The sequence below is a fragment of the Micromonospora sp. NPDC047670 genome (genome assembly GCF_043204915.1).
GTDB lineage: Bacteria > Actinomycetota > Actinomycetes > Mycobacteriales > Micromonosporaceae > Micromonospora.
Genome location: NZ_JBIDDA010000001.1, coordinates 596,296 through 615,860, shown reverse-complemented (window position 1 = coordinate 615,860; position 19,565 = coordinate 596,296). Strand labels below are relative to the sequence as shown.

Genomic DNA, 19,565 nt, shown 5'->3' with positions numbered 1-19,565 from the left:
CGGTCAGCGGCCGTGCGCCTCGGAGACGGGGTGGTGGCGGTGGCGCCGCTCCTCCTCGGCGTGCTCGTCGGTGCCGACCTTGTCGTACAGGCCGGTGCCGAGCAGGAGCAGCCCGAAGAGCATCGACACGATCACCGTGGACATCGAGAAGTTGAGGAAGTTGGCCTCGGTCTGGAGCACGGACATCATGAGGACGCTGGTCACCAGGAAGACGACCCCGGCGGTCAGGTTCATGTAGTGGCCGAGGTTGCCGCGCCGTGAGGCGCCGATGATCAGCACGATCCCGAAGACCACCGAGGCCAACGAGAACGCCAGGTTGGTGCGGAGCCCGAGGACCCAGTTGTCGCCGCGGTCGAAGAGCGGGTCGCCGAACGTCTGGGCGACGCCCCAGACGCCGAAGACCAGGATGTAGAGGCCCACCAGCCCGGCGAGGACCCGGTAGATCGGCCGCGCCGGATGGTTCACGGGAAAGTGCGGCATGTTCCCTCCGCCCGAGTAGGACATTCGCCCCGATTGTCCCCCGGACAAGAGTCAGCCGTCCGTCAAACCGCCAAGCCGGCCACGGACCCGCTCAGACAGAAGATCCCGCCCTTCCGGCCGGCGAGGGCCCGGATGGAGCGGGATCACGACAGGTCCTCGCCGGAGCCCGACCAGCGCAAGGATCGAGCCTGACCGCCCGGGGCGGGTCGGGCTCCGGCGAGGACCGACAAACCACTCAGAGCACGAGCCGGGCCTTCTGCCAGGCTTCCTTCTCCTCGTCGGTGCCGACCTTGCCGTACATGCCGACCATCAGCAGCACCAGGCTGACCACCATCAGCGCGATGACGGTGAAGATGCTGAAGTTGAAGATGTTGGCCTCGGTCTGGATGAAGGCGAGACCCGCGAGGCTGAGCACCATGATGGCGTACGCCAGCCACTGGTTGATCATGACGTCGATGTTGCGGCCGATCGCGGTGCCCGCCAGCACCGCGGCGCCCAGCAGGGCGCTGAGCAGCGAGAAGCCGAGGTTCGTGCCCTGCCCCAGGACCTGGGTGTCATCCTGGGCGAGGACCTCGTTCCCGGCGCTCGCGATGATGCCGAGCACGCCGAAGGCCACCAGGTACAGACCGGTCAGCCCGCCGATCGCCCGGTAGACCGGCCGCGCGGGGTGGTTGACGGGGGTGTGGGCCATGTCTGAGTCTCCAACGCCGTTCGGGTGAGGGGTCGTGGACGATTGTCCCGCACGTCGCGGTGTGACGCCGCACACGGGGGGCCTCCCGCGTGCGGCGTAGCGCCGAGTCGGGGCGGGCTGCGCGGCGCGGGGGCGGACCGGGCTCGCTCAGATCGCCGGGATCTCGTCCGCCAGGGCCAGCCAGGACTCCTCGGTCCGTTCCCGTTCGGCCCGCAGCTCCTTGAGTTGCGCGTCGAGTTCGGCGACCCTGGCGTAGTCCGTGGCGTGCGCGGCGAGCTGGTCGAGCAGGGTGGCCTCCTTCTGTTCCAGCTTGGCGACCTGCCGTTCCAGCCGGGCCAGTTCCTTGCGCGCCTGCCGCGCCTCGGCGGCCGACATGCCGGTCGCGGCGGGCGTGTCGGCGCCGGCGGCGGGGGCGGCCTCGGCCAGGGCCGGTCCCGGCCGGCCGGCGGCCCGGGCGAGGTACTCGTCGACGCCGCCGGGCAGGTGCACCAGCCGCCCGTCGCCGAACATCCCGTACGCGACGTCGGTGACCCGCTCGATGAGGTAGCGGTCGTGGCTGGCCACGATGACGGTGCCGGGCCAGGAGTCGAGCAGGTCCTCCAGCGCGGCGAGGGTGTCGGTGTCAAGGTCGTTGGTGGGCTCGTCGAACAGCAGCACGTTCGGCTCCCCGGCGAGCAGCCGGAGCATCTGCAACCGGCGGCGCTCACCGCCGGAGAGGTCGCTCACGGGCGTCCAGAGCCGCCGGTCGTCGAAGCCGAAGACCTCGGCGAGCTGGGCGGCCGAGACCTCCCGGTCGCCGAGCTGCACGCGACGGGCGACCTCCTCGACCGCTTCCAGCACCCGCAGGTGGCCGGGCAGCTCGGCCAGCTCCTGCGAGAGGAAGGCCGGCCGGACGGTCGAGCCGGTGGCGAAGCGCCCGCCGTCGGGGCGGGTGACGCCGGCCAGCATGCGCAGCAGCGTGGTCTTGCCGGCCCCGTTGCGGCCGAGCACGGCGATCCGGTCGCCGGGGCCGACCTGCCAGGTGACGTCCTGCAGGATCTCCTTCGGGCCGGCGTGCAGGGTGACGTGTTCCAGGTCGTACACCTGCTTGCCGAGCCGGGCCGTGGCGAGCCGTTGCAGCGACATGGTGTCGCGCGGCGGCGGGACGTCGGCGATGAGCGCGTTGGCCGCGTCGATGCGGAACCGCGGCTTGGAGGTGCGGGCGGGCGGGCCGCGGCGCAGCCAGGCGATCTCCTTGCGGAGCAGGTTCTGCCGGCGGGCCTCGGTGGCGGCGGCGACCCGCTCGCGTTCGGCGCGGGCGAGGGTCCAGGCGGCGAATCCGCCCTCGTACGCCCGGACGGTCTGGTCGGCGACCTCCCAGGTGGTGGTGCAGACGGCGTCGAGGAACCACCGGTCGTGGGTGACAACGACCAGTGCGCCCTTGCGGCCGACCAGGTACTTGGCCAGCCAGTCGACGCCGCCGACGTCGAGGTGGTTGGTGGGCTCGTCGAGGATGAGCAGGTCGGACTCGCGGACCAGCAGCGCGGCGAGCGCGACCCGCCGCCGCTCGCCGCCGGACATCGGGCCGACGGGCTGGTCGAGGCCGAGGTGGGGCATGCCGAGGCCGTCGAGGATGGCGCGGACGCCGGCGTCGCCGGCCCACTCGTGCTCGGCGCCCATGCTCTCGCGCAGCCAGGCGGTGCCGAGCACCACGTCGCGGACGGTGGCGTCGGGGGCGAGCTTGAGGCTCTGCGGCAGCCAGGCGACCCGCAGGTCGCGGCGGTGGGTGACCCGCCCGTCGTCCGGCTCCTCCTGCTTGGTGAGCAGCCGCAGCAGGGTGGACTTCCCGGCGCCGTTGAGGCCGACCACGCCGATCCGGTCGGCGTCGTCCAGGCCGAGCGAGACGTCGGTGAGCAGTGGCCCGGCGGCGCCGTAGCCCTTGGACACCCGGTCCAGGTTGACGATGTTGGCCACGACCTCACCTCCCATGATCAAGGCGTCCCGGTGCCGGTCGGCAACTGGGACGCCTGAGCCCTCCAGGGTACGCGGGCGCCGTGGCCCTGCCCGGCCGGAGCCGGGCGCACTGCGGTGCAACCGGCGGGGCGGCCGGCTTGTTCCAGGTCAGCGGGCCGGGAGCCGGCCACGCACGGGGGCGGCGGCGTCCGGTCGGCGGGCCGAGGGCCTCCGGTGGCGCGCAGACGGCTCGTCCGGTCAGATGATCCGCGCGCCGGCGACCGGACCGTGGGCGGTCCGCGCCTCGCGGCACACCCCGGCGGTCTCCAGCTCGGCGGCGATCCGCCCGGCGTGTGCGGCGTCGAGCGCGAGGAAGACGCAGGTCGGCCCCGACCCGGAGACGATGCCGGCGAGCGCGCCGGCCGCCTCGCCGGCCTTCAGCGTCGCCGCCAGCGACGGGCGCATGGCCAGGGCGGCGTCCTGGAGGTCGTTGCCGAGGGTCGCGGCGAGCACCCGCGGATCCCGCTGGCGCAGCGCGGCGAGCAGCGCGTCGGTGCTGCCCAGCGGCTCGCCGGCGGCGCCGGCGTCGCGGAGCCGGTCCAGTTCCCGGTAGGCGGCGGGGGTGGACAGGCCGCCGTCGGCGACGGCCACCACCCAGTGCCAGGAGGTGGGCCGGGCCAGCACCGGGCTGACCGCCTCTCCCCGGCCGGTGCCGAGCGCGGTGCCGCCGTGGATCAGGAACGGCACGTCGGAGCCCAGGTCGGCGGCGATCCCGGCCAGCTCGTCGCGGGACAGCCCGGTGCCCCACAGCGCGTCGCAGGCGACCAGCGCGGCGGCGGCGTCGGCGCTGCCCCCGGCCAGCCCGCCCGCCAGCGGGATCTGCTTGCGCAGGTGCAGCCGGGCGTGCGGCGCCACCCCCGCGTGGCCGGCGAGGGCGCGGGCCGCCCGGATGGCCAGGTTGGAGTCGTCCAGGGCCAGCTCGCCGGCGCCCTCGCCCTCCATGGTGAGGGTGAGCGTGTCGCCCCGGCGGGCCGTCAGCTCGTCGTAGATGGAGATCGCGTGGTAGACGGTGTTCAGCTCGTGGTAGCCGTCGCGGCGCAGCGGCCCCACCCCGAGGTGCAGGTTGACCTTGGCGGGCACCCGGACGCGCACCGGTCCGCCGGCTCCGCGCCGCCGCTGCTCGTCCTCGTCGTCCGGTCCCCAGGCCTCGGTCACCGGGCGATGTCCCGCGGGCGCGGGCGGATGTCGAACGGCTTGGTCACGATCAGCTCCTCGGCGGAGTCGGCGGCCGGCTCGCGGCGGCCGTCGACCAGGTCGTACGCGTACACGTGCGGGTGCCCTCGGCGGGCACGGCGTCAGCCTACTGTGCGGCGGACGCGGCGGCCGGGGCCGACGCGGCGATGGCGGCGAACTGCTCGACGGAGAGTGACTCCCCCCGCGCGCCGGGGTCGACGCCGGCGGCAATGAGGGCGGCGGCGGCCCGGTCCGCGCCGCCGGCCCAGCCGGCCAACGCGGCGCGCAGGGTCTTGCGGCGCTGCGCGAACGCCGCGTCCACCACGGCGAAGACCCGTTCCCGGGGTACGTCGTCGCGGGGCGGCTCGCGGCGGGTGAAGGCGACCAGTCCCGAGTCGACGTTCGGCACCGGCCAGAACACGTTCGGCGGGACCTTGCCGGCGGCGCGGGCGCGGGAGTACCAGGCGAGCTTGACCGAGGGGACGCCGTACACCTTGGAGCCGGGACCGGCGACGAGCCGGTCGGCGACCTCCTTCTGCACCATCACCAGGCCGTGCCGGAGGCTGGGCAGCTCGGCGAGCAGGTGCAGCACCACCGGCACGGCCACGTTGTAGGGCAGGTTCGCCACGAGCGCGGTCGGCGCCGGGTCGGCCAGGTCGGCGGCGCGGACGCGCAGCGCGTCGGCGTGGTGCACGGTGAGCCGGGCGGCGTGCGGGCCGGCGTGCCGGGCGGCGGTCTCCGGCAGCGCGCCGGCCAGCGCCGGGTCGATCTCCACGGCGTGCACGTGAGCGGCGACCGGGAGCAGGGCCAGGGTGAGCGAGCCGAGGCCCGGGCCGACCTCCAGCGCGACGTCGTCCGGGGCCAGCCCGGCAGCGGTGACGATGCGCCGCACCGTGTTCGGGTCGTGCACGAAGTTCTGGCCGAGCCTCTTGGTGGGGGCGACGCCCAGCCGGGCGGCCAGTTCCCGGATCTCCGCCGGGCCGAGGAGACCGGTCACGCCCCGTAGCCTATGCGGGCGGCTGCGGGGGTGCGCGCGTCAGGGGCCCTTCCGCTCACCACGGGCCGAAGACGCGGTCGCCGGTGGCGGAGATGGCGGCGCAGAGCTCGTCCAGGTCCGCGCCGGTGGTCTCGGCCAGCGACCGGACGGTCAGCGGGATCAGGTACGACGCGTTGGGCCGGCCGCGGTGCGGCATCGGGGTCAGGTAGGGCGCGTCGGTCTCCACGAGGATCTGGTCGACCGGGGTCACGGCGGCGGCCTCGCGCAGCGCGCCGGCGCTGCCGAAGGTGACCGTGCCGGCGAAGCTGAGCAGGTAGCCCCGGCGGACGCACTCGGCGGCGAAGTCGGCGTCGCCGGAGAAGCAGTGCAGCACCACGGTGTCGGGCGCGCCCTCGTCGTCGAGGATCCGCAGCACGTCGGCGTGGGCGTCCCGGTCGTGGATGACCAGCGCCTTGCCGTACCGCTTGGCGATGGCGATGTGCGCGCGGAAGCTCTCCTCCTGGACGGCGCGTCCCTCCTCCCCGGTGCGGAAGAAGTCCATCCCCGTCTCGCCGATCCCGCGTACCCGGTCGCGGGCGGCGAGCGCCTCGATCTCGCGCAGCGCCTCGTCGAGGTCGGCCAGGCGGGGCGCCTCGTTCGGGTGCAGCGCCACGGTGGCCACCACCGCCGGGTGGGTGTCGGCGACGTCCGCGCCCCACCGCGACGACGCCACGTCCACCCCGACCTGGACCAGCCGGTCGACGCCCACCGAGGCGGCGACGGCGACGGCCGCGGCGACCGGGTCCTCGGCGGGGCCGCCGGGGACGCCGGCCTCGCTGACGGTGATGTCGAGGTGGGTGTGGCTGTCCAGCACGGGGCGGGGCAGCGGCTCGGGGGCGGGCGGGAACTCGCCGGCCCGGCGGGCGGCGCGCTGCTTGCGGGTTTCGGTGGTCTCGCTCATCGCAGGTCAGCATCACACACCGCCGGCGCTCGGCGTCGCGGGGACGCCACCGGCCGTTCACCGGTGCGGCACATGTCGCGCCTAGCGTCACCGGCGTGACCGTCACCCCTCAGACCAGCGGAAACGGCCCGCGCGTGACGTACGGGGGCGCCGTGTACCCGGCGGAGGAGATCGCCCGGGGCGCCGCGTACGAGTTGTCCAGCGCCGACGAGGCGCCCGGCTTCGAGTGGGCCCGGCCCGGCACGGCCCGGCCGTGGCGCAGGTTCGTGCACGTCACGGAGGTCACCGACGTCCATCCGGTGACGGAGCCGGCCGAGGAGCCGGAGGCGCCGCTGCTGGTGCCGCTGCACCGGGAGCGGGGCTGGTCGTACGTGCAGCAGCTCAGCCAGCAGCCGGCGGCGGCCGGTGACCCGACCCTGGCGGCGGTGCGCGCCTCGGCGGTGATCCGGCGGGGCACGCGGATGGTGAAGGTGCTCTCCGCCCGGCAGCTCGCCGGCCACGTGCGGGGGTGGCTGCCGCACGGCTTCTGCTTCCGCGAGCACGACGTGGCGCACCTGCGTACGCCGTCGGCGACGACGGTGCTGCGCACCGACGGCGCGGACGCCCGCGACGGCGCGGACGTGACGTACGCGCTGCGCTGGCGCGCCGCCGACCCGGCCGACTACGACGTCCCGGTCGGCGAGGCACACCGGGGCCTGACGGCGCTGGCGCCCCGGGACCGGCTGGGCGCGGCGGTGCTCGGCACGGGGTTCGTGCCGAGCGACGGTCAGCTCGTCCCGGAGTTCGTCACGCGGGACTTCGCGGACCTGCCGATGCCGGCGAACGCCACCCTGCTCGCCTACCCGGCCGACGGCGTGGAGGTGGTGCTCTACAGCTACCAGGCCGAGCAGCGCGGCTGGCTGCGGATGGTCGGCCCGCAGTGGCGGCACCTGCTGGCGGCGGTGCCGGGGCTCTCCCCTGACCAGGAGTACGTGCCGACGGGCGAGGCGCCCCGCTCCACCCGGCTGGTGGGCGGCTACGCCGGCGGCGAGTACGAGGCGGTGGCGGACCTGCCCGGCGGTTTCCGGGTGCTGGCGATGACCCGCGCCACCCGGTACCCGGTGGAGTGGGCGGCCCGGCGGCTGCGGCTGGCCGACTGGCGGGGCGTGTCCTGCCTGGTGCTGCGGGAGGAGGCCGGCTGGCTGCGGCTGCGCCTGCGCCGGCCCGCCCCGGACGCGGTGGCGGAGACCGGGGCGCAGTGCCAGGAGCGGGGCGTCTACGAGGCCTGGGCGCCGGCCGCCGAGGTCACCGACGATCGGGTGGTGGACCTGCCGTACCAGCTCTGAGGGGCCCCCGCGCGCCCGCCGGGGCCGGCGCGGTCGCCGGCGGGCATAACGGCAGGCCGGTTGGGAAAGCGCCGCGTCCGACAGTCACGTGACCAGGAGACGCGCATGCCCTTCATGACCGTGGGGACGGAGAACTCCGCCCCCATCGACCTGTACTACGAGGACCACGGCTCCGGTCAGCCGATCGTGCTGATCCACGGCTTCCCGTTCAGCGGGGCGACGTGGGAGAAGCAGACCGGGCCGCTGCTGGCCGCCGGATACCGGACGATCACGTACGACCGGCGGGGTTTCGGCAATTCCGCCCAGCCCGCGTTCGGGTACGACTACGACACGTTCGCGGCCGACCTGGACGTGTTGATGACCGAGCTGGACCTGCGGAACGCGATCCTGGTCGGTCACTCGATGGGCACCGGCGAGGTGACCCGCTACCTGGGCGTGTACGGCTCGCAGCGGGTGGACCGGGCGGTGCTGCTGGCCCCGCTCGCGCCGTTCCTGCTGCAGACGTCGGACAACCCGGAGGGCGTCGAGAAGAGCCTCTTCCAGGGCTTCCAGCAGGCGATCGTCGAGGACCGCTTCGCCTACCTGACCAGCTTCTGCGAGGCGTTCTTCAACTACCAGGAGAACCGGGGCAAGCTGGTCAGCGAGGAGGCGTTCCGGGCGCACTGGGAGATCGGCGCGCGCGCGTCGGCGAAGGGCACCCACGACTGCGTGGACGCCTGGCAGACCGACTTCCGGGGGGACGTGTCGCGGATCGACGTGCCGGTGCTGATCGTGCAGGGCGACAAGGACGCGGTGCTGCCGTACCCGAAGACCGGGCAGCGGCTGCAACCGATGCTGCCCGGCAGCCAGCTCGTCACCCTGAAGGGGGCTCCGCACGGCACGCCCTGGACGAACGCGCCCGAGGTGAACCGCGCGATCATGGACTTCGTCGGCGCACCGGCGATGGCGCGGGCCTGACGGCTGGCGGCCGGGCCCGGTCGACGCCGCCGGCCGGCGGTACCTTCGCCGACGTCGAGCCGATCCCCGCGCCGCCGCAGGACGACGACGGGCGCGACCCCCGAGGGGGTCGCGCCCGTCGGCACGGGTGACTCAGCCGGCCAGGCGGGCCAGCTCCTCGTCGACGATCGACGGGTCGAGCTTGCGGAAGACGGGCTTCGGCGCGGCCAGCTCCCGGCCCACCTCCAGCGGCACGGATTCCCAGCGCGCGCCGACCGAGTAGTCGCCGGTCAGCACCGGGTACGCGGGCCCGCCGTCGAGGTCGGCGACCTCCTCGATGACCGGCATCGGGGCGTGCACGCCGGTGCCGCCGAGCAGCTCGTGGACCTTCTGCGCGGAGTGCGGCAGGAACGGGGTGAGCAGCGTGTTGGCGTCGCTGACCACCTGGAGGGCGACGTGCAGGATGGTGCCCATCCGGGGCTTGTCGGCCTCGCCCTTGAGCTTCCACGGGGCCTGCTCCGAGAGGTACCTGTTGGCCTCGGCGACGACGCGCATCGCCTCGCCGATGGCCTGCTTCTGCCGGTGCCGGGCGATCAGGTCGCCGACCGTGGCGAAGCCGGCCCGGGCGACGGCGAGCAGGGCCGCGTCGGCCTCGGTGAGCCCGGCGGGATCGACCGGCGGGATCGCGCCGAAGTTCTTCGCCGCCATGGAGATGGACCGGTTGACCAGGTTGCCCCAGCCGGCGACCAGCTCGTCGTTGTTGCGGCGGAGGAACTCGGCCCAGGTGAAGTCGGTGTCGTTGCTCTCCGGGCCGGCGGCGGCGATGAAGTAGCGCAGCGCGTCGGCGTCGTAGCGCTCCAGGAAGTCCCGGACGTAGATGACGACCCGCCGGGAGGAGGAGAACTTGCGCCCCTCCATGGTCAGGTACTCGCTGGAGACCACCTCGGTGGGCAGGTTGAGCCGGCCCAGCCCGCCCGGCTCGCCGTCGCGGTCGCCCTCGCCGGAGTAGCCGGAGAGCAGCGCCGGCCAGATCACCGAGTGGAAGACGATGTTGTCCTTGCCCATGAAGTAGTAGGCGCGGGCGTCCTTCCCCTCGGCGTCGGCGGACCACCACTTCCGCCAGGCCTCCGGGTCGCCGGAGCGGCGCGCCCACTCGATCGAGGCGGAGAGGTAGCCGATCACCGCGTCGAACCAGACGTAGATCCGCTTGTCGGGGCGGTCCCGCCAGCCGTCGAGCGGGATCGGCACGCCCCACTCCAGGTCGCGGGTGATGGCCCGCGGCTGGAGGTCGTCGAGGAGGTTCCGCGAGAAGCGCAGCACGTTCGGCCGCCACCCCTCCCGGGTGTCCAGCCACTGCCGCAGCACGTCGGCCAGGGCGGGCAGGTCCAGGAAGAAGTGCTCGGTCTCGACGAACTTCGGGGTCTCCCCGTTGATCCGCGACTTCGGGTCGATCAGGTCGATCGGGTCGAGCTGGTTGCCGCAGTTGTCGCACTGGTCGCCACGGGCGCTGTCGTAGCCGCAGATCGGGCAGGTGCCCTCGATGTAGCGGTCGGGCAGCGTCCGGCCGGTGGACGGGGAGATCGCCCCCATGGTGGTCTTCGGGACGATGTAGCCGTTGCGGTACATCCCCTCGAACAGCTCCTGCACCACGGCGTAGTGGTTGCGGGTGGTGGTGCGGGTGAACAGGTCGTAGGAGAGCCCGAGGCCGTGCAGGTCCTCGACGATCACCCGGTTGTAGCGGTCGGCCAGCTCGCGCGGGGTGACCCCGTCGGCGTCGGCCTGCACCTGGATCGGGGTGCCGTGCTCGTCGGTGCCCGACACCATGAGCACGTCGTGGCCGGCCATCCGCATGTACCGGCTGAAGACGTCGGAGGGAACGCCGAAACCGGAGACGTGGCCGATATGGCGCGGGCCGTTGGCGTACGGCCAGGCAACCGCCGCGAGAACGTGACTCATGACCAGCAAGCCTAGTGACCCGCTTCCGATGACCGCGAACCAATAGGGCCCGCGGGTCGGCGGTCCGGCGGAATCGGGTCGGCCGTTGGTCCGATTTGTCGCCGACACGCGGCCTGACCTGCCTGCCCGCGCACCGGCGGCGGGGTGCAATGAACGTCGTGACTGGCAGACGAGCGGCCCGCGACCACGACGACCGCGCCTCCGGCCCGGCGGGCGGCGGTGCGGCCGGCGCGGCGCGCGGCGCCCTCGCGCCGCATCCGCGGGCGGTCCCGGCCGCCGCGCCGCCGGAACCACCGCCGGACCCGCCCGCCGAACCCGCCGAACCCGCCGTCGAGGTCGAGCCCACGACCGGGGCGCCGGTCGACGCCGTCCCGCGCCGGGTCCCGGTCCGGCAGCCCCAGCACCGGCCCCGCCGGGGACGTCGCCCCGACGGGGACGCGCCGGACGACGGGGGTACGCCGGACGGCGACGACGGGGCGTACTGGCCGCCGATCGAGCAGGTGCACTGGGACGGCACGCCGATCAAAAAGGAGCCGCCGCACGAGCGGCGGCGGACGCCCCGGGACGGCGGCCGGCGCCCCCGGCGCGCCCCGCACCCGCCCGACCCGCTGCCGGGGCTGGCCGCGCTGCTGGTGTTGAGCCTGGTCGCGGCCTTCTTCTCCTGGGTGAGCGCGGGGCCGTTCTGGCTGGCGGTGGGGCACGCCACGCGGGGCACGGTGGTGATCGTCGACTGCGACGGGGGCGGGCTCACCCAGCGCTGCCGGGGCAACTTCCTCGCCGCCGACGAGCCGTGGATCGCGCACGGCGTACGGGTCAGCGGGGTGGCCGCGGAGCGGACCGCGACCGGCGCGTCGCTGCCGGCCCGGATGACCGGCCCGGACGGCGGCACCGCGTACGCGGACACCGGCGGGGCCGGGCACCTGCGCTGGCTGCTCGGCCTGCTGGTGGTGTCGGGCTGCTGCGCCGGGATCGCCCGGTGGACCGGGTCCACCCGGATCGCCGACCCCCGGAAGCGACGTTGGGCGGTGACGGGCGCGGTGGCCGGCCCGCTGGCGATCACCCTCGGCTTCCTCGTCGCCGCCTGGTGAGCCGCCCCGCCGGCAGGGGTTCCGCCGTGCTGGCCGGGCCGGCGCGGCGCCCGGCCGGACGCGACAGCGGGACGACAGCGGGACGACAGGGCCGGTCAATACGGTCGTCGACATGAGCATCTCCAAGACCATCCGTCGCCTCGCCCTCGGCGCGGCCACCACGTCGATGGCCGTCGGCGGCCTCGTCGGCACCGCCAGCCCCGCCTCCGCCGGGGTCCACCAACCGCCGGCCGGCTGCTTCGCCGAGATGGGCTGGTACTACGGCATCGCCCGGTGCAACTACGGCATGCCCGCGTTCCAGGTGCTGGTGCGGTGCAACGACGGCACCTACCGCACGGGGCCGTGGCTGCAGCCGGGCCCGACCTGGTCGCAGGCCAACTGCAACCACCCGCTGTGGGTCACCGACGTGTGGGTCAACCTGGCCGACTGACGGAGCCGCGTGCCGCCGCGGGGGGCCCGGGGGCCCCCCCCGGCCCCCCCCCGGGGCGGGCCCCCCGGCGGGGGCCCCCCCCCCGGGCCCGCCGCGGGGCCCCGCGCCGGGACAGGGGGCCGCCGGGGTTGGGGGGCCCCCCGCCGCGGGGGGGCGGGGGGGGCGGGGGGGGGCCCCGGGCCCCCCCCCGGGCCCCCCGCGGCTCGACGTCCCGCTAGGCGTGCACGACGCCGTAGACCTCGCGGCGACGCAGGCCGTACTCCGTGGCGACCTCGGTGATGGCGTCCCGCCGGGACAGGCCGGCGGCCTCGCGGGCGGCGACGGCGGCCCGCAGCGTGTCGTCGTCGGGCCGTTCCGGTGCCGACTCGGGCGCGCCCGCCACCACCAGCGTGATCTCGCCGCGCGGCTCCCGCTCGGCGGCCCAGTCGGCCAGCTCGCCGAGCGGGCGGCGGACGATCTCCTCGTACGTCTTGGTCAGCTCGCGGCACAGCGCCGCGGGCCGGTCGGCGCCGAACGCGGCGGCCAGGTCGGCGAGCGCCCCGCCGATGCGGTGCGGCGCCTCGAAGAAGACCAGCGTCCGTTCCTCGGCCGCGAGGGCCCGCAGCCGGGACCGGCGGGCACCGGGGGTGCGCGGCAGGAATCCCTCGAAGCAGAACCGGTCGCAGGGCAGCCCGGACAGCGCCAGGGCGGTGGTGACCGCGCTCGGGCCGGGCGCGGCGGTGACCGGCACGCCGGCGTCCAGGGCGGCCCGGACCAGCCGGTAGCCCGGGTCGGAGACGCTGGGCATGCCGCCGTCGGTGACCAGGGCGACCACGTAGCCGGCGGTCAGCACGTCGGCCAGCTCGGGGGTGCGCCGCTCCTCGTTGCCCTCGAAGTAGGAGACGATGCGGCCGCCGACGGTGACGTCCAGGTCGCGGGCCAGGCGGGTGAGCCGGCGGGTGTCCTCGGCGGCCACCACGTCCGCGGCGGCGAGCACCTCGCGGAAGCGGGCCGAGGCGTCCGCCGGGTTGCCGAGCGGCGCGCCGAGGAGGATCAGGCGCCCGGTGTCGGACATTTCACCCACGAGAGCAGCTCCTTCATAGACCCAGGTGCCCGGTATCGGAGACGACGGGCGCCACCGGGCACCTCCGCAGCCTACGATCGCCGGGTGACGAGCGCGTCGACAGCACAGAGCGCGGAACAGGCGGAACCGGACGCCACGGCGGGGGGCCCACCGCAGGGGCCGTCCCCGGCTGCCGGCGGCGGCGTTCCCGGCATCGTCCGGCGCCGGCTGGCGACCGTGGAGGCCCGGCTGGACGGGCGCTCCTGGCTGGCCACCGGCGTCATCGTCGCGATCGCGGCGATCCTGCGGTTCATCGGCCTGAGCCACCCGCCGGGAAAGATCTTCGACGAGATCTACTACGCCCGCGAGGGCTGGGCCCTGGTCGACAAGGGCGTCGAGTGGAACTACAAGGACAACGGCCCCTCGTACGTTGTCCACCCGCCGCTGGGCAAGTGGCTGATCGGGCTCGGCGAGTGGGCCTTCGGCTACTCCGACACCGAGCACGGCATCTCCGTGCCGGGGCACCTGATGACCACCGCGCCGGAGTTCGGCTGGCGGTTCTCGGCGGCGGTCGTCGGCACCCTGTCGGTGCTGCTGCTGGTCCGCATCGGCCGGCGGATGTTCCGCTCGACGGTGCTCGGCTGCGCCGCCGGCCTGCTGCTCGCGCTGGACGGCTTCCACCTGGTGCTGTCCCGCACGGCGCTGCTCGACATCTTCCTGCTGTTCTTCGTGCTGGCCACGTTCGGCGCCCTGGTGCTCGACCGGGACGCCCGGCGGCGCCGGTGGGCCCGGGCGCTGGAGGCGGGCCTCGACCCGGGCCGGCCGGGGCGGGCCGGGCGGCCGGCGGGCGGCTGGCGGGACTGGCCGTGGTGGCGGCTGGCCGCCGGGGTGCTGTTCGGCTGCGCCTGCGCGGTGAAGTGGAGCGCGCTCTACTTCCTGCCCGTCTTCGCGCTGCTGGTGATCTTCTGGGAGGTCGGGGTCCGCCGTGGCGCGGGCGCCCGCCGCCCGTGGCGGGACACGGCCCTCGACGAGCTGCCCTGGCTGGTGCTGGCCGGGGTGCTGATGGTGCTCACCTACGTCGCCACCTGGTCCGGCTGGCTGCTCGGCGACGACGGCTACTACCGCCTCGCGGAGCGGTACCCGAACGCCCCGCTCAGCGACACCCCCGTCCTCGGGGCACTGAACAACCTCATCGAGTACCACAGGGCGGCGTACGGCTTCCACACCGGCCTGGACGACCCGCACAAGTACCAGTCGTGGCCGTGGCAGTGGCTGCTGCTGGGCCGGCCGGTCGCCTTCTACTGGTCCGGTGAAGGGGCGTGCGGGGCGCCGAGCTGCGCCTCGGAGGTCCTGCTGCTCGGCACTCCCCTGCTCTGGTGGTCGTTCCTGCCCGCCCTGGCGGCGCTGGCCTGGCTAGGCGTGGCCCGGCGGGACTGGCGGGCCGGCACGATCCTGCTCGTCGTGGCGGCCGGTCTGCTGCCGTGGTTCTGGTTCGCGCTCGACGGCCGCACGATGTTCTCCTTCTACACCGCGCCGGCGCTGCCGTTCCTGGTGCTGGCGGTGGTCTACGTGCTCGGCGCGATCGTCACGCCGGCGGGACCGACCGGGGACGGCAACCTCGCGCCGGTCGACGCCGGCCAGGACCGGCGGCTCGTGGGCGGGGTGGTCGCCGGGGCCTACGTCCTGCTGGTCGCGCTCTGCTTCGCGTACTTCTATCCGATCTTCGTCGGCAAGCTGCTCCCGTACGCCGAGTGGTCGGCGCGGATGTGGCTGGACGGCCGCTGGATCTGACCGGCCGCGCGCGATCCGCCGGCCGCCTCCCAGGGCCGCCCGGCGGCGGCGGGCAGTGCGGAGACGGGCCCGCACGCGTGGCGTACAAGCCCGTCAACAGAGAAGCGCGCCCCGATCGCCTGCCACGGGGGAAGCGGGCGATTGGGGCGCGCACAGGAAGCTTAACCACCCCGTACCACCGGCACAACGGGGCGACTTCGGTCAGATTTCCGACCGATGGGTCGCCGTACACCGGGGTCACACCCGGTCGTTGACACTCCGTCATCCCGCGCGAACGGTACGAAACGGCGAAAGCCCTCCAGGTAGCTCTCCGCGAGCCGGAACGAGGGCGCCCCGGCGGCTCCCGGGCGGCGCTTCCGACGCGCCGATCGTCGGCCCCGGGCAGTCCCGCTGCCGGGATCCGAGCGGCTCACGAAGTTCCGGCCCGGCCGGGCGCTTCGTCGCCCACGTCAGCTGTCAGGAGGGAACTTCCGGTTGTTCACATGCTGGAAATTCCCACGCCGGGGAGCCCGTACCGGGCCGTGACCGGGCGTCAGGGATGTCTGGGCTGCCGGGGCAGCCAGCCGATGAACCGGTCCTGGAGGGAGACCCCGGCGACGGACGGCAGGTCCCGGGCGGCGGCCGCGAGGCAGGAAGCCAGGTAGACGCTGAGCATCGCGGGGTCGACCTCGAACTCGGTCAGCAACCGGGCCCGCTTGGCGGCGCACGGCCAGTCGGCGCCGCAGGTGCCGCAGGCCCACGTCGGCGTCAACGGCACGTGTCCGTCCACGGGGGACGCCGGGTCTTCCGCAGCACCGGTCATCGCACTCCCTCTCCGGTTCCACGTGGCGGCCCGGCCCGGGCCGTGTCGACAATGGATGCCCGGTCCGCCCCCGGCGACGCCCCATCAGCGCCACGGAACGCTGCGGTGTTACGCCGCTGCGGTACGTTCACCAACCATGGCTGTCGCGACCCTCACCGTAGACCAGGTGCTGGCCTGGCGCTCCGGCCGGCACCTGCTGCACCGGCCGGCGGGAGTGGACCCCGTCGACGTGGTCGGCCGGCTGGTCGGCGTGCAGGCGCAGGTCCCCTCCGCCGCCGAGCAGGCCGTCGCCGCCCGACGGCCCGATCCCCGGCCCGGGGCCGTCGCGTCCGCGCTGGCGGAGCGGCGGCTGCTGCGCACCTGGGCGATGCGCGGCACCCTGCACGTGCTGCGCGCCGAGGACGCCCCGGCCTGCCTGTCCCTGCTGGCCGCCGGCCGGTTCTGGGAGAAGGGCTCGTGGCAGCGCACCTTCGTGACCGTGGACCGGCTCGCGGCGATCGCCGACGCGGCCGCCGCCGCGCTCGACGGCCGGACGCTGACCCGGGAACAGCTCACCGCCGAGATCGTGGAGCGCACCGGCGACCCGACGGTCGCCGGGCACCTCGGCTCGGGCTGGGGGGCCGTGCTCAAGCCGCTGGCCTGGCAGGGCCTGCTGGTGCAGGGGCCCGCCGAGGGCAACCGCGTCACCTTCACCCGGCCGGAGACGCTGCTGCCCGACTGGCCCGGGCTGCCCGCGCCGGAGGAGGCCGCGTCCCGGGTGGTGCCGGCGTGGCTGGGCGCGTACGGGCCGGCGGACGCGGAGACCTTCGACCAGTGGCTGAGCCGCGGCGGCTCGAAGCGGGCGGCGCTGCGCGCCTGGTTCGCCCGGCTCGTCGACGCGGGCGAGCTGGTGCCGGTGACCGTCGACGACCGGCCCGCGTACGCCCGGGCCGCCGACGTGGACGAGATCGCCGCCGCCCGCCCCGACGACGCCGTACGCCTGCTCCCCGCCTTCGACCAGTGGGTGCTCGGGCCCGGCACGAAGGACACCACGATCGTCCCCGCGGACCGGCGCGCCGCGGTCAGTCGGGCCGCCGGGTGGATCTCGCCGGTCGTGGTGCACCGGGGGCGGGTCGTGGGCACCTGGGAGGCCCGCGACGGCGAGCCGGCGGTGGACCTGTGGCCGGAGTCGCCGCCGGTGCCGGCCGACGCGCTCGACGCCGAGCGGGCGCGCGTGCGGTCGTACCTCTCGGGGGGCGGCGATGCGTGACCTGCTGCCGCCGGCGGTGGCGGTGGCGGTGGCCGGGCCGGCGGACTGGACGGGCGAGCTGCTGCCGGCCGAGCGGGCGTGCCTGAGCGACCGGGCGGTCCAGAGCCGCCGCCGCGACTTCACCGCGGGGCGGGTGTGCGCCCGGCGGGCCATGGCGGCGCTCGGCGTGCCGCCGGTCGCGGTTCCGTCGGCCGCCGACCGGTCGCCGGTCTGGCCGGCGGGTGTGGTCGGCGCCATCACCCACACCCGCGACTACTGCGCGGCCGCCGCCGCGAGCAGCGCCGAGATCCGGTCGGTCGGCATCGACGCCGAGCGGCACAAGGAGCTCAACGCGGGCGTACGCCGGCTGGTCTGCCTGCCCGAGGAGGAGGACCGCTGCGCCCGCCTGCCGGCGGGGACCTCCTGGCCGGCGGTGCTGTTCAGCGCGAAGGAGACGGTCTACAAGGTGTGGCACCCGGTCGTCGGCACCTGGCTGGACTTCCACGACGCGCTGGTGGAACTCGACCCCGACGCCGGCATGTTCACCGCCCGCATCACCCCGGCCCGGATCGACGCCGCCCCGACGGCCCGCCCGCCGGCCCTGGTCACCGGCCGGTTCAGCGTGGACGACGCCCTGGTGCGCACCGCCGCCGTGCTGCTGCCGGACTGACCCGCCGCCGGCCCCTCGCCCCTTCGACCCGGCACAGAATCCGTTCAGGGGACAGCGTCACGCCGCCGAACACGCGAAGATGTTCCGTTGTCCGCGCACGGTAGCGTCAGCCGCGTTTGCCGTCGTCGTCAGGTGCCTAGGAGTACGGTGAGTCACCCCCAGCCCCCATACGGGCCGCAGGATCCCAACCAACCGAGCCCGGAGCAGCAGCCGCAGCCATACCCGACGGCACCGATGCCGCAGTTCCCCGCCGACCAGGGCGGCTACCCGCCCCAGCCGCCGGTCTCCGGCGGCCCGCAGCCCGCGGGCGACCCGTGGGCCCCGCTGCCGCCCGTGCCGCAGCAGCCGACCAACGACCCGTGGGCCGCGCCGCAGCCGCCCGTCTCGGGCGCCCCGCAGCCCCCCGTGTCGGGCGCGCCCGGCGAGCCGTGGGCCGCGCCGCACCAGCCCACCTCCGGGATGCCGCAGCCGCCGGTCTCGGGCACACCGTACCCGCAGATGACGTCCGGGGCGCCCGGCTACCCGCTCGGCGCGCCGCAGCCGGTCGCGCCGCCGAACAACACGAAGAAGACCGTCCTGATCATCGCGATCGTGGCGGTCGTGCTGACCCTGCTCTGCTGCGTCGGCGGCATCGCCGCGGTCATCGCCGGCGCCGACAAGGCGAAGGACGACATCGAGAAGGCCCTGCCCACCCCGGCGACCACCAACGCGGCGCCGGGCGGCGCGCCCGCCACCAGCTCCGCCCCGGGCAAGGACGACGAGACCTACAACATGAAACCGGGCGACACGCTGGTGCTCAGCGACGACGAGGGCACAGTCGAGGTCACCGTCACCCGCTTCACCACCGCCACCAAGGGCTGCCGGGAGTACGCTCCGGATCCCGACAAGGGCATGTACCTGATCGCCCACGTCACCGCCACGGTGACCAAGGGCAAGGGTTCGATCAACCCGTTCTACTTCGAGTGGGTGGCCGACGACGGCACCACGACCAACGGCCTGGCGAGCGCGCTCTCCGGCTGCGGCGACACCCTGAGCTCCGGCAACAACCTGCGCGAGGGCAGCAAGCGGGCGGGCACCGTGGTGTTCGACGTCCGCGACAAGAACGGCGCGCTGGAGTACAAGCACAAGTTCGAGAGCGCCGGCTCCTGGAAGCCGTAGTCCGCGCCTGGTGACGGGAGGCCGGTCCCTCGGGGCCGGCCTCCCGTGCTGTCGCCGGCCCGTCCCCTCCCCGGGCCGGCGTCTGGTCACCGGCCCTGCTCCAGCAGGTCGGCGACCGTGATCAGCGGGGCCGCCAGGGACGGCACCAGGGCGGGGTCCTCCAGCCGGCCGCGGCGGTAGGTGATGAGCTCGGCGCCGCGCACGCTCCAGGCCGGCACCGCCCCCGCCAGGTGCGCGCCGATCAGGGTCGGCCCGACCAGGGCCTGCTGGCCCGGGGCCGCCGCGCCCACCCGCCACTGCCGGTCGAACTCCTCGTACCCGGTGGCGTACGTGTCGCTGCCGAACAGGGCGCGCCCCAGCTTCGAGAACAGGTGGCGCGGCGCGACCGCGAGCGGCGGGAACTGCCGCCGCAACCAGACCGAACAGACGACGTACGTGTGGGTCTGCGAGCTGGTGGTCTGGTTGCCGTCCGCGCCGGTCGAGGTGTGCGTCTCGGTGTACGCGTACTCGGCCACCCCGACCGGGCGGCCGTGCAGCGTCCCGGTCAACGCGAACCGCACGCCCCGGCGGCTGCGGCCCGGCACCCGGTCGGTCCAGGCGACCTGGGGACGCTCGACGTACGCCCAGCCGTGGTGGGCCGCCCAGTGCCGCCACCGCTCCCGCCGCTCCCGCTCCCGCCGGTGGGCCGTCACGACCAGCGCGACGAGCCCCACCACGAGGAGGGCGGCGAGCGCCCCGCAGCCGCCCATCGCGAGCACGGTCATCACACGGTCCACGGGCGGCAGCGTAGTGACCGCCCGCACGCCCGCCGGGGTCTCGGGAAGCGCTACGGGTTCCGCCGACGCCACGCCGTCCCTTCGTCACCC

At 75.0% G+C, this 19,565-nt stretch carries 18 protein-coding genes; 8 read left to right on the top strand and 10 right to left on the bottom strand.

Annotation, left to right across the window (positions count from 1 at the left end; all coding sequences use genetic code 11):
* Positions 1-3: 3 nt before the first annotated feature.
* The 6 genes from ACGF7U_RS02985 to ACGF7U_RS02960 all read right to left on the bottom strand — a co-directional run bounded on the left by ACGF7U_RS02985 (position 4) and on the right by ACGF7U_RS02960 (position 6,273).
* Positions 4-480 carry a DUF4383 domain-containing protein gene (locus ACGF7U_RS02985; RefSeq protein ID WP_393102384.1) on the bottom strand — a complete coding sequence of 159 codons (477 nt, stop codon included), beginning with the start codon at positions 478-480 and terminating at the stop codon, positions 4-6.
* A 235-nt stretch (positions 481-715) separates the two neighbouring features.
* A complete protein-coding gene (locus tag ACGF7U_RS02980) occupies positions 716-1,171 on the bottom strand; it encodes a DUF4383 domain-containing protein (RefSeq protein ID WP_393102382.1) in 456 nt (151 codons plus the stop codon).
* Positions 1,172-1,318: 147 nt separating this feature from the next.
* A complete protein-coding gene (locus ACGF7U_RS02975) occupies positions 1,319-3,124 on the bottom strand; it encodes an ABC-F family ATP-binding cassette domain-containing protein (RefSeq protein ID WP_393102381.1) in 1,806 nt (601 codons plus the stop codon).
* 237 nt (positions 3,125-3,361) lie between these two features.
* Entirely contained in the window at positions 3,362-4,318 is a 957-nt protein-coding gene (locus ACGF7U_RS02970; RefSeq protein WP_393102380.1) for a 4-(cytidine 5'-diphospho)-2-C-methyl-D-erythritol kinase, read from the bottom strand.
* A gap of 145 nt (positions 4,319-4,463) precedes the next feature.
* Entirely contained in the window at positions 4,464-5,333 is an 870-nt protein-coding gene (gene rsmA / locus ACGF7U_RS02965; RefSeq protein WP_393102379.1) for a 16S rRNA (adenine(1518)-N(6)/adenine(1519)-N(6))-dimethyltransferase RsmA, read from the bottom strand.
* Between the two features lie 55 nt (positions 5,334-5,388).
* Positions 5,389-6,273, bottom strand: coding sequence for a TatD family hydrolase (locus ACGF7U_RS02960; RefSeq protein WP_393102378.1), 885 nt, complete (start codon positions 6,271-6,273; stop codon positions 5,389-5,391).
* Between the two features lie 95 nt (positions 6,274-6,368).
* On the opposite strand from ACGF7U_RS02960, the gene ACGF7U_RS02955 reads away from it, so the two are divergent.
* Both ACGF7U_RS02955 and ACGF7U_RS02950 read left to right on the top strand, forming a co-directional pair.
* On the top strand, positions 6,369-7,598 hold the full coding sequence (locus tag ACGF7U_RS02955; RefSeq protein WP_393102377.1) for a hypothetical protein: 1,230 nt from the start codon (positions 6,369-6,371) through the stop codon (positions 7,596-7,598).
* Positions 7,599-7,703: 105 nt separating this feature from the next.
* On the top strand, positions 7,704-8,555 hold the full coding sequence (locus ACGF7U_RS02950) for an alpha/beta fold hydrolase (protein WP_393102376.1): 852 nt from the start codon (positions 7,704-7,706) through the stop codon (positions 8,553-8,555).
* 132 nt (positions 8,556-8,687) lie between these two features.
* Here ACGF7U_RS02950 and metG read toward each other — a convergent pair whose 3' ends face one another.
* Positions 8,688-10,490, bottom strand: a complete 1,803-nt coding sequence (gene metG, locus ACGF7U_RS02945) for a methionine--tRNA ligase (protein ID WP_393102375.1) — start codon at positions 10,488-10,490, stop codon at positions 8,688-8,690.
* A 149-nt stretch (positions 10,491-10,639) separates the two neighbouring features.
* On the opposite strand from metG, the gene ACGF7U_RS02940 reads away from it, so the two are divergent.
* Together ACGF7U_RS02940 and ACGF7U_RS02935 are read left to right on the top strand one after the other, a co-directional pair.
* The gene (locus ACGF7U_RS02940) at positions 10,640-11,578 is read left to right on the top strand and encodes a hypothetical protein (RefSeq protein WP_393102374.1); all 939 of its coding nucleotides are present in this window, start codon (positions 10,640-10,642) and stop codon (positions 11,576-11,578) included.
* A 112-nt stretch (positions 11,579-11,690) separates the two neighbouring features.
* Positions 11,691-12,008 (top strand): hypothetical protein, encoded by a 318-nt coding sequence (locus ACGF7U_RS02935; protein WP_393102373.1) that lies wholly within the window; start codon positions 11,691-11,693, stop codon positions 12,006-12,008.
* 214 nt (positions 12,009-12,222) lie between these two features.
* Here the strand turns inward: ACGF7U_RS02935 and rsmI are convergent, their stop codons facing one another.
* A complete protein-coding gene (rsmI, locus tag ACGF7U_RS02930) occupies positions 12,223-13,062 on the bottom strand; it encodes a 16S rRNA (cytidine(1402)-2'-O)-methyltransferase (protein WP_393102917.1) in 840 nt (279 codons plus the stop codon).
* Between the two features lie 93 nt (positions 13,063-13,155).
* Here rsmI and ACGF7U_RS02925 point away from each other — a divergent pair, with 93 nt between their 5' ends.
* Entirely contained in the window at positions 13,156-14,841 is a 1,686-nt protein-coding gene (locus ACGF7U_RS02925; protein WP_393102372.1) for a dolichyl-phosphate-mannose--protein mannosyltransferase, read from the top strand.
* A gap of 532 nt (positions 14,842-15,373) precedes the next feature.
* On the opposite strand, the gene ACGF7U_RS02920 is transcribed toward ACGF7U_RS02925, so the two are convergent.
* Positions 15,374-15,643: a hypothetical protein gene (locus ACGF7U_RS02920; RefSeq protein WP_393102371.1), complete on the bottom strand. Its 270-nt coding sequence runs from the start codon at positions 15,641-15,643 to the stop codon at positions 15,374-15,376.
* A 136-nt stretch (positions 15,644-15,779) separates the two neighbouring features.
* Between ACGF7U_RS02920 and ACGF7U_RS02915 the strand changes: the two genes are divergently transcribed.
* The 3 genes from ACGF7U_RS02915 (at position 15,780) to ACGF7U_RS02905 (ending at position 18,699) form a co-directional block, all read left to right on the top strand.
* The gene (locus tag ACGF7U_RS02915) at positions 15,780-16,892 is read left to right on the top strand and encodes a winged helix DNA-binding domain-containing protein (protein WP_393102370.1); all 1,113 of its coding nucleotides are present in this window, start codon (positions 15,780-15,782) and stop codon (positions 16,890-16,892) included.
* Complete coding sequence (locus ACGF7U_RS02910) at positions 16,885-17,541, top strand: 4'-phosphopantetheinyl transferase (protein ID WP_393102369.1); 657 nt, start codon at positions 16,885-16,887, stop codon at positions 17,539-17,541. The genes ACGF7U_RS02915 and ACGF7U_RS02910 overlap by 8 nt, the downstream gene beginning before the upstream one ends.
* Before the next feature lie 234 nt (positions 17,542-17,775).
* Positions 17,776-18,699, top strand: coding sequence for a DUF4352 domain-containing protein (locus ACGF7U_RS02905; protein ID WP_393102367.1), 924 nt, complete (start codon positions 17,776-17,778; stop codon positions 18,697-18,699).
* An 86-nt stretch (positions 18,700-18,785) separates the two neighbouring features.
* Here ACGF7U_RS02905 and ACGF7U_RS02900 read toward each other — a convergent pair whose 3' ends face one another.
* Complete coding sequence (locus tag ACGF7U_RS02900) at positions 18,786-19,475, bottom strand: hypothetical protein (RefSeq protein WP_393102366.1); 690 nt, start codon at positions 19,473-19,475, stop codon at positions 18,786-18,788.
* Positions 19,476-19,565 lie beyond the last annotated feature (90 nt).

What these genes read in the sequence shown, in the direction of transcription:
- rsmI (WP_393102917.1), bottom strand. Translation starts at nt 13,062, where the DNA reads ATGTCCGACACCGGGCGCCTGATCCTCCTCGGCGCGCCGCTCGGCAAC.
- ACGF7U_RS02940 (WP_393102374.1), top strand. Translation starts at nt 10,640, where the DNA reads ATGAACGTCGTGACTGGCAGACGAGCGGCCCGCGACCACGACGACCGC.
- ACGF7U_RS02905 (WP_393102367.1), top strand. Translation starts at nt 17,776, where the DNA reads ATGCCGCAGTTCCCCGCCGACCAGGGCGGCTACCCGCCCCAGCCGCCG.
- ACGF7U_RS02980 (WP_393102382.1), bottom strand. Translation starts at nt 1,171, where the DNA reads ATGGCCCACACCCCCGTCAACCACCCCGCGCGGCCGGTCTACCGGGCG.
- ACGF7U_RS02960 (WP_393102378.1), bottom strand. Translation starts at nt 6,273, where the DNA reads ATGAGCGAGACCACCGAAACCCGCAAGCAGCGCGCCGCCCGCCGGGCC.
- ACGF7U_RS02915 (WP_393102370.1), top strand. Translation starts at nt 15,780, where the DNA reads ATGGCTGTCGCGACCCTCACCGTAGACCAGGTGCTGGCCTGGCGCTCC.
- ACGF7U_RS02920 (WP_393102371.1), bottom strand. Translation starts at nt 15,643, where the DNA reads ATGACCGGTGCTGCGGAAGACCCGGCGTCCCCCGTGGACGGACACGTG.
- ACGF7U_RS02985 (WP_393102384.1), bottom strand. Translation starts at nt 480, where the DNA reads ATGCCGCACTTTCCCGTGAACCATCCGGCGCGGCCGATCTACCGGGTC.
- ACGF7U_RS02950 (WP_393102376.1), top strand. Translation starts at nt 7,704, where the DNA reads ATGCCCTTCATGACCGTGGGGACGGAGAACTCCGCCCCCATCGACCTG.
- ACGF7U_RS02935 (WP_393102373.1), top strand. Translation starts at nt 11,691, where the DNA reads ATGAGCATCTCCAAGACCATCCGTCGCCTCGCCCTCGGCGCGGCCACC.
- ACGF7U_RS02910 (WP_393102369.1), top strand. Translation starts at nt 16,885, where the DNA reads ATGCGTGACCTGCTGCCGCCGGCGGTGGCGGTGGCGGTGGCCGGGCCG.
- metG (WP_393102375.1), bottom strand. Translation starts at nt 10,490, where the DNA reads ATGAGTCACGTTCTCGCGGCGGTTGCCTGGCCGTACGCCAACGGCCCG.